Here is a 6,403-nt window from a genome sequence, read left to right on the forward strand (position 1 = left end):
AGATGTGTCGCTTTTTCGACGATGGTGAAGATCTTCGCCTGGGCCAGGTGGACGATGTTGGTTTTCGCTTCGATGCGGTCGAAGAGCAGCAGGTCGCTCTTGTCGCAGAAGATGCGCATGCCCAGGGGGAATCGGTCGGTGGTGGCGGCGGGGATTTGGGCGGTTTCGACGACGACGGCGTGAAGTGTGGCGTCCCGGTTGGCGTCGGCCCAGCGGGCGTATTTGCGTGCCATGAAATCCCACTCGACGCGGGTCGCTTCCCTCTCCAGCTCGCTGATTTTGATGCAGAGGGGTTCGATGTTCCGCAGCAGGTAGTCCCGCTTTTTTTCGTCGTGGGAGAGGATCGCCTTGAGCAGCCGGTGGAGTGTCAGGTCGCTGTAACGCCTGATGGGCGAGGTGAAATGGGTGTAGCGTTCGAATCCCAGACCGAAATGGCCCACGTTTTCATGGCTGTAGGCGGCCTGTTTCTGGGTCTGGATGATGAGCTGGTCCACGTAGGGTTCCACCCCTTTTCGGCGCGCCTCCTCCTGCAGTTCCAGCACCAGGGCGTGAAAATCCTCTTCGGGCGTTTCGGCGTAGATGCCGATTTTTCCCAATTCGTCCACCAGTTTTTCGATCCGTTCGGGTGTCGGCGGCTCGTGGATACGGAAAATCCCCACGTCGAAATGTTCGGCGGCCGCCTTGTTGGCCAGAAGCATACAGTCTTCGATGAGGGCGTGGGAAGGGGTGGACTCCTCCAGACGCGTCTCCACGAGGTTTCCCTCTTCGTCGAGTTGCATACGCACTTCGGTGGAGCGGAAATCGTATCCCTTTTCCAGCCGTTTCCTGCGGAGACGGTCGGTGACGCTTTTGAGGGGAAAGATGAACTGCAGCGTCTCTTTGTCCTTTTCGGGGGCGTCGGCGAATCCCTCCTGCAGGTAGCGATCGATCTCGTCGTAGTCGTAGCGGCGTTTGGAGCGGATGATCGCTTCGAAAAAGGTGTGACGTTTCACTTCGAGGGTTTCGGGATCGAGTTCGAGGCGGCAGACGAAGGCCAGGCGGTCGACGTCGGGTTTGAGGGAGCAGATGTTTTCGCTGAGACTTCTGGGCAGCATGGGAATCGATTTGTGGGGGAAATAGATGGAGAATCCCCGCTGCCTGGCCTCCTTGTCGATGGCGCACTCGTGGGTGACGTAGTGGCTGACGTCGGCGATGGCCACATAGAGCACGCTCTTTTTCGCGTCCCAGTAGATGGCATCGTCGAAATCCTTGGCGTCGACGGGGTCGATGGTGCAGAAAGGAAGGTGCCGCAGATCGGTGCGGTCGGGGTAGAGCGCGGCGTCCACTTCGTCCCCCCACGCCCGCGCTTCGGTTTCGGCCTCTTCGCTGAAAGGCTCCCGTTTGTTGAAGATCGCGAGAGAGATCTTTTCGTCGACGGCGGGATCGAGAAGGTTTCCCAGGATCTGTGTGATCTTCGAAGTGCGGTTGTCGACCTGGAAGACGGTATGCTCTTCGAGGTCGGAAATGTCGCTTTCAAGCTCCATCGGCAGGTCGGTTTTGACGTAGAAGGGTTCGAGCCCCGATTCGGTCCGTTTGATGTAGCCGATGGCGTAGACGAAGGCGGGCTGGACGACCTTGACCACTTTGGCGGAGGGGCGGCCCGCTTTGCCGAAGAGGCGGCGGACGATGACGTAGTCGCCGTTTTTGGCGCCGTGAAGATGTTCGGGCGGTATGAGCAGATCTCTCCCCTTCGCGCCGATCAGTTCGGCGAAGGCGGTGCCGGAGGGGAGGACGTCGAGGGTGGCTGCGCGGTATTTGGCGTCGAGAATGACGGTTCCGTCAGCCGTCTCTTTGACGATCTGTTCGCGTATCAGCTCTTCGAGGAGAGGAAGATGCTCTTTTTCGATATCGGTTTTGAGGCTTCCTTTCGCGATACGCGTCAGAAAGGCTCTCATTGGCGGATTTTCTCGATCGTTTCGTGGAGAGTTTCCGCGTCGAGACCGAAGCGGTCGGCCTTCTCGTAGGCGCTCTGGACGCAGGGTTCACAAAGAGGCCGCGTGAAGGGGATCGCCTCCTTGACGACATGGAGTATCTCGGTGTGTCTGCGGATCTCTTCCGGCGCCTCTTCCGGCGTCATCAGATAGCGCATCATCTCGATCATCTTTTCGCTGAACTGCCAGTGCTTGAACATCAGTGCGGCGATCCATTCGCTGGAGATACCGAGGAACTCCTTTTCGACGTCGTCGATCTCTTCGGCCGTTTCACACGCTTTCAGCGCCTGGCTGAAAGCCTCGGCCCGGTTCTCCTCTTTCAGAACGATCGAGGCGACCACTTTACCCAGTTCCATCAGCAAGGAGAGCGTCATCATCTCAGCCTGGTGTGTCGTGACCTGTTTTTTGCCCCATTGAAGCGTCAGGGCGTTTTGCAGCGACGAGACCTCCATCAGCTGGACAGGCGTGACGCCGTAAGGCGAAAGATCGATCGGAAAACTCTTTCTGACCGCGTAGGAGATGGCGAATCCCTGGATCGTACCCATTCCGAAAAGCGCCACCGCCTGGTCGATCGAGGTAATCTGACGGCTGAAGCCGTAAAGCGGTGAATTGGCGGCTTTTAGGATATCGGCCGTAAACATCGGATCCTGCTTGACGATGGGTACGAGCTCTTTGATCGTCCCTTCCGGATCGTTGCAGATCTGCCGGACCCTGTTGATGCTTTCGGGCAGGGGAGGGAGTGATTTGACTTTTTTGATGATTTTTTCGACCATGGAAATCTCCGCGATGATGATTGGGTTTATTGTACAAAAGTGTAACTTAAAATCGACGCCTCCTCGTCTGTGTTGAGTGTTTGTCGGGAGAGGCTTTGTGCGGGATGGCTTCCAGATGCGTTTTTATATGGATCAAAGCACTGTTTCAATATAATCACGCAAATTTTTACCAAAGGACTCAATATGGCATTGAATGTCTATTACGACAAAGATTGCGATATCTCCATCATCCAGTCGAAAAAAGTGGCGATGATCGGTTTCGGAAGCCAGGGCCACGCCCACGCGGAAAACCTTCGCGACAGCGGTGTCGAAGTGGTCGTCGGCCTTCGCGAAGGCGGCAGCAGCTGGAAAAAGGCCCAGGCGAAGGGTTTCACTGTCCTGCCTGTCGCCGATGCCGTCAAAGAGGCGGATGTGGTCATGATCCTTCTGCCGGACGAGACGCAGGCGGAGATCTACAAAAAAGAGATCGCTCCGAACCTCAAGAGCGGCGCGACGATCGCTTTCGGCCACGGATTCAACATCCACTACGGACGCATCCAGCCCGCCGACGACATCAATGTCATGATGGTCGCTCCCAAGGCGCCGGGCCATACGGTTCGCAGCGAATTCGTCAAAGGCGGCGGCATTCCCGATCTGATCGCCGTCGAGAAAGACCCCAGCGGCAACACCAAAGAGCTGGCGCTCTCCTACGCTTCCGCCATCGGCGGGGGCCGCACCGGTATCATCGAAACGACTTTCAAAGACGAGACCGAAACCGACCTCTTCGGTGAGCAGGCGGTGCTTTGCGGCGGTGTCAGCGCCCTGATCCAGGCCGGCTTCGAGACGCTCGTGGATGCGGGATATCCCGAAGAGATGGCCTATTTCGAGTGTCTGCACGAGATGAAACTGATCGTCGACCTGATCTTCGAAGGCGGCATCGCCGACATGCGCTACTCCATCTCCAACACCGCCGAGTACGGCGACATGGTCAGCGGACCGCGTGTCATCAACGAAGAGAGCCGCAAGGCGATGAAAGAGATCCTCAAAGAGATCCAAAACGGCAAATTCGCCAAAGACTTCATCCTCGAAGGGATGGCGGGCTATCCGCGAATGAACGCCGAGCGCAACAACCTCAAGAACCATCCGGTCGAGGTGACCGGCCGCCGTCTGCGTGCGATGATGCCCTGGATCAAAGCCAACAAAATCGTCGATCAGGAAACCAACTAAGGAGCTTTTCCCATGCCGCCCGGCATGGGAAACCGACCCATGACGAAACGTTCCCGCTCTCCGAAATCCGCGAAACGCACCACGAAAAGACGCAAAAAGAAAAGTACCTCCTCCAGACTGCAGATCTATCTGCTCGGCGGCTCCGTCGCGCTTTTGATCGTTTTGATGCTGATGGCCCTTTCCGGCTGGATCGGCTACGAAATGGGCAGGGAGGATGCCGCCAAAGCGTGCAGGAGCAAAGTGGTGAGTTACCGGAACGATCTGGAGAAGCTTCGGAAGAAACTGAAGTCGCAGCGTGCCGAAACGGCGCGAAAGAGCGCGCCGCCCGTCCATGTCGCGAAAAGCCGGCCCCCGGTATCCGCGGAAAAGAGGGAGAACCTTTCGGAGATCAAAGACTACGTATCGGCAGGCGGCAGGGAGAGCTCCAAACCTTTCGTGAAGGAGGAGGTGCGTCTGAAACGGCCGAAACTCGCCATCGTGATCGACGATGTGGCGTACGCATCCCAGCTTCGGGCCATCCGTTCGCTGCCGTGGCACATCACCCCCTCCATCTTTCCGCCCACCTCTTCCCATCCCGACACGCCGAAACTCGCTGCGAAACTCGATCATTTCATGATTCACCTGCCGATGGAAGCGATCAGTTTCAACAGTCCCGAAGACGAGACGCTGACGACGGAGAGTTCGAAAGCCGAGATCGACATGCGTCTGAGAAGAGTGCGGGAGTGGTTCCCCCATGCCCATTTCATCAACAACCACACCGGAAGCCGGTTCACCTCCGATATGGCGTCGATGGAGCGCTTCTACCCCCTCGCGAAACGGTACGGTTTCGTTTTCATCGACAGCCGGACGACTCCGAAAACCGTGGTGCCGAAAATCTGCAAAATCTATCACGATCCCTATGTGGCCCGGGATGTATTCCTGGACAACAAACCCGACATCTCCTACATCCAGAAACAGCTCAAAAAGGCCGTCAAAATCGCCAAATCCCACGGTTACGCCATCGCCATCGGCCATCCCCACGCCACGACCTTCAAAGCCCTGGCCGACTCCAAAGCGATTCTCGATGGCGTCGATGTGGTCTATATGGACGAACTTTACAGCAAAATTCGATAAGATTTAACGAAAGAAACAATCCCAACTCCAACGCAGGCGGGCGATCATGAAAAAAATCGTAACGGCACTTCTTGCGGCGCTGGCCGCGGGTTTTATCGCGTCTTTGTTTTTTACGCCTTTGCAGGCGCAGCTGCTGGGTATCGTCACCTTTCTGGTGGTCATGTGGACCAACAACGCGCTGCCGCTGGGTGTGGTTTCACTGCTGCCCATACTTCTTTTCCCCGCTTTCGGTATCACCGATCTCAACAGCGTGACGCCAAACTACGCCAAATCGATCATCTTCCTCTTCGTCGGAGGTTTCATGCTGGCCATCGCGATGCAGAAAACCGATCTGCATCTGCAGATATCCCACCGGCTGATGCGGATCTTCCCGGACACGGCCCGCGGGATCATCTACGCCATGGCGATCGTCTCCGCACTGCTTAGCTCGATACTCTCCAACACGACGATCACGCTGATGCTGATGCCCATCGGTCTCTTCATCACCGAAAACAGCCGCCTGAAGGTCAGAATCCTGCTCGCGATCGCCTACGGGGCCAGCATCGGGGGCATACTGACGCCCATCGGTACGCCGCCGAACCTTCTGCTTCTGGGATATCTCGAAGAGATCGGGATGAAGGCCCCCACCTTTACCGAATGGATGGGGATGACCTCGCCGGTGGTGGTGACGATGCTGCTTCTGATGCCGCTGATACTCTCCTACGGGATGAAAGACGAACCGATCGGACGGATGAAAGAATCGATCGAGCCGATGACGAAAGATCAGAAGAAACTGCTCTGGATCATCGGCGGCCTCTCTTTGCTTCTGTTTCTCAACACGCCGATCAAACCCTGGTATCCGGGGCTGGGGCTCAACGAAAAGGGTCTGCTTCTGGGGGCGGGGCTTCTGCTTTTCATGCCGGGAATCGATCTGCTCGACTGGGAGGACAGCCGCGCGATCCCCTACGAGATCATCTTTCTCTTCGGCGCCGGTTTCAGCATCGCCCAGGCTTTCGGATCCACCCATCTGGCCGAGGCGGTGGCGCAGAAGCTCGCTTTCGTCCAGGAGCTCCCGCTATGGATGACCCTGGCCGTCATCGCGCTGGCCATCAGCTTCTCCACGGAGATCACCTCCAACACGGCGCTGACCTCGATCGCTCTGCCTGTCATGGCGGAGCTCTACGGCGTCGACCATCCCGAAACGCTGCTGGTGTTGATGGTCACGACGGTGGCGGCGAGCTACGCGTTCATGCTTCCCATCGCCACGCCGCCCAACGCCATCGTCATGAGCTCCCGCGTCATCCGTGTCAAAACGATGGCCGCCGTGGGCTTTTTCATCGATCTCATCGGTGTGGCGATCGT

The 6,403-nt window shown here is 57.3% G+C and carries 5 protein-coding genes; 3 read left to right on the forward strand and 2 right to left on the reverse strand.

The window, feature by feature from the left end:
* Both Q1K23_RS06830 and Q1K23_RS06835 read right to left on the reverse strand, forming a co-directional pair.
* On the reverse strand, positions 1–1,934 hold a 1,934-nt coding region (locus Q1K23_RS06830), incomplete at its 3' end, for a VacB/RNase II family 3'-5' exoribonuclease (protein ID WP_300363398.1).
* The gene (locus tag Q1K23_RS06835; RefSeq protein ID WP_300363399.1) at positions 1,931–2,743 is read right to left on the reverse strand and encodes an HDOD domain-containing protein; all 813 of its coding nucleotides are present in this window, start codon (positions 2,741–2,743) and stop codon (positions 1,931–1,933) included. The genes Q1K23_RS06835 and Q1K23_RS06830, both read right to left, overlap by 4 nt.
* Before the next feature lie 183 nt (positions 2,744–2,926).
* On the opposite strand from Q1K23_RS06835, the gene ilvC reads away from it, so the two are divergent.
* The 3 genes from ilvC to Q1K23_RS06850 all read left to right on the forward strand — a co-directional run.
* On the forward strand, positions 2,927–3,949 hold the full coding sequence (gene ilvC, locus Q1K23_RS06840) for a ketol-acid reductoisomerase (RefSeq protein ID WP_300363400.1): 1,023 nt from the start codon (positions 2,927–2,929) through the stop codon (positions 3,947–3,949).
* 12 nt (positions 3,950–3,961) lie between these two features.
* A complete protein-coding gene (locus Q1K23_RS06845; protein ID WP_300363401.1) occupies positions 3,962–5,062 on the forward strand; it encodes a divergent polysaccharide deacetylase family protein in 1,101 nt (366 codons plus the stop codon).
* Between the two features lie 46 nt (positions 5,063–5,108).
* Positions 5,109–6,403 (forward strand): SLC13 family permease (locus tag Q1K23_RS06850; protein ID WP_300363402.1); only part of this gene is annotated, 1,295 nt, incomplete at its 3' end.

This window comes from Hydrogenimonas sp., from assembly GCF_029933015.1.
GTDB lineage: Bacteria > Campylobacterota > Campylobacteria > Campylobacterales > Hydrogenimonadaceae > Hydrogenimonas.

Bases quoted from the DNA above. Each gene is read 5' to 3' on its own strand.
- Q1K23_RS06835 (WP_300363399.1), bottom strand. From the start codon at position 2,743: ATGGTCGAAAAAATCATCAAAAAAGTCAAATCACTCCCTCCCCTGCCC.
- ilvC (WP_300363400.1), top strand. From the start codon at position 2,927: ATGGCATTGAATGTCTATTACGACAAAGATTGCGATATCTCCATCATC.
- Q1K23_RS06845 (WP_300363401.1), top strand. From the start codon at position 3,962: ATGCCGCCCGGCATGGGAAACCGACCCATGACGAAACGTTCCCGCTCT.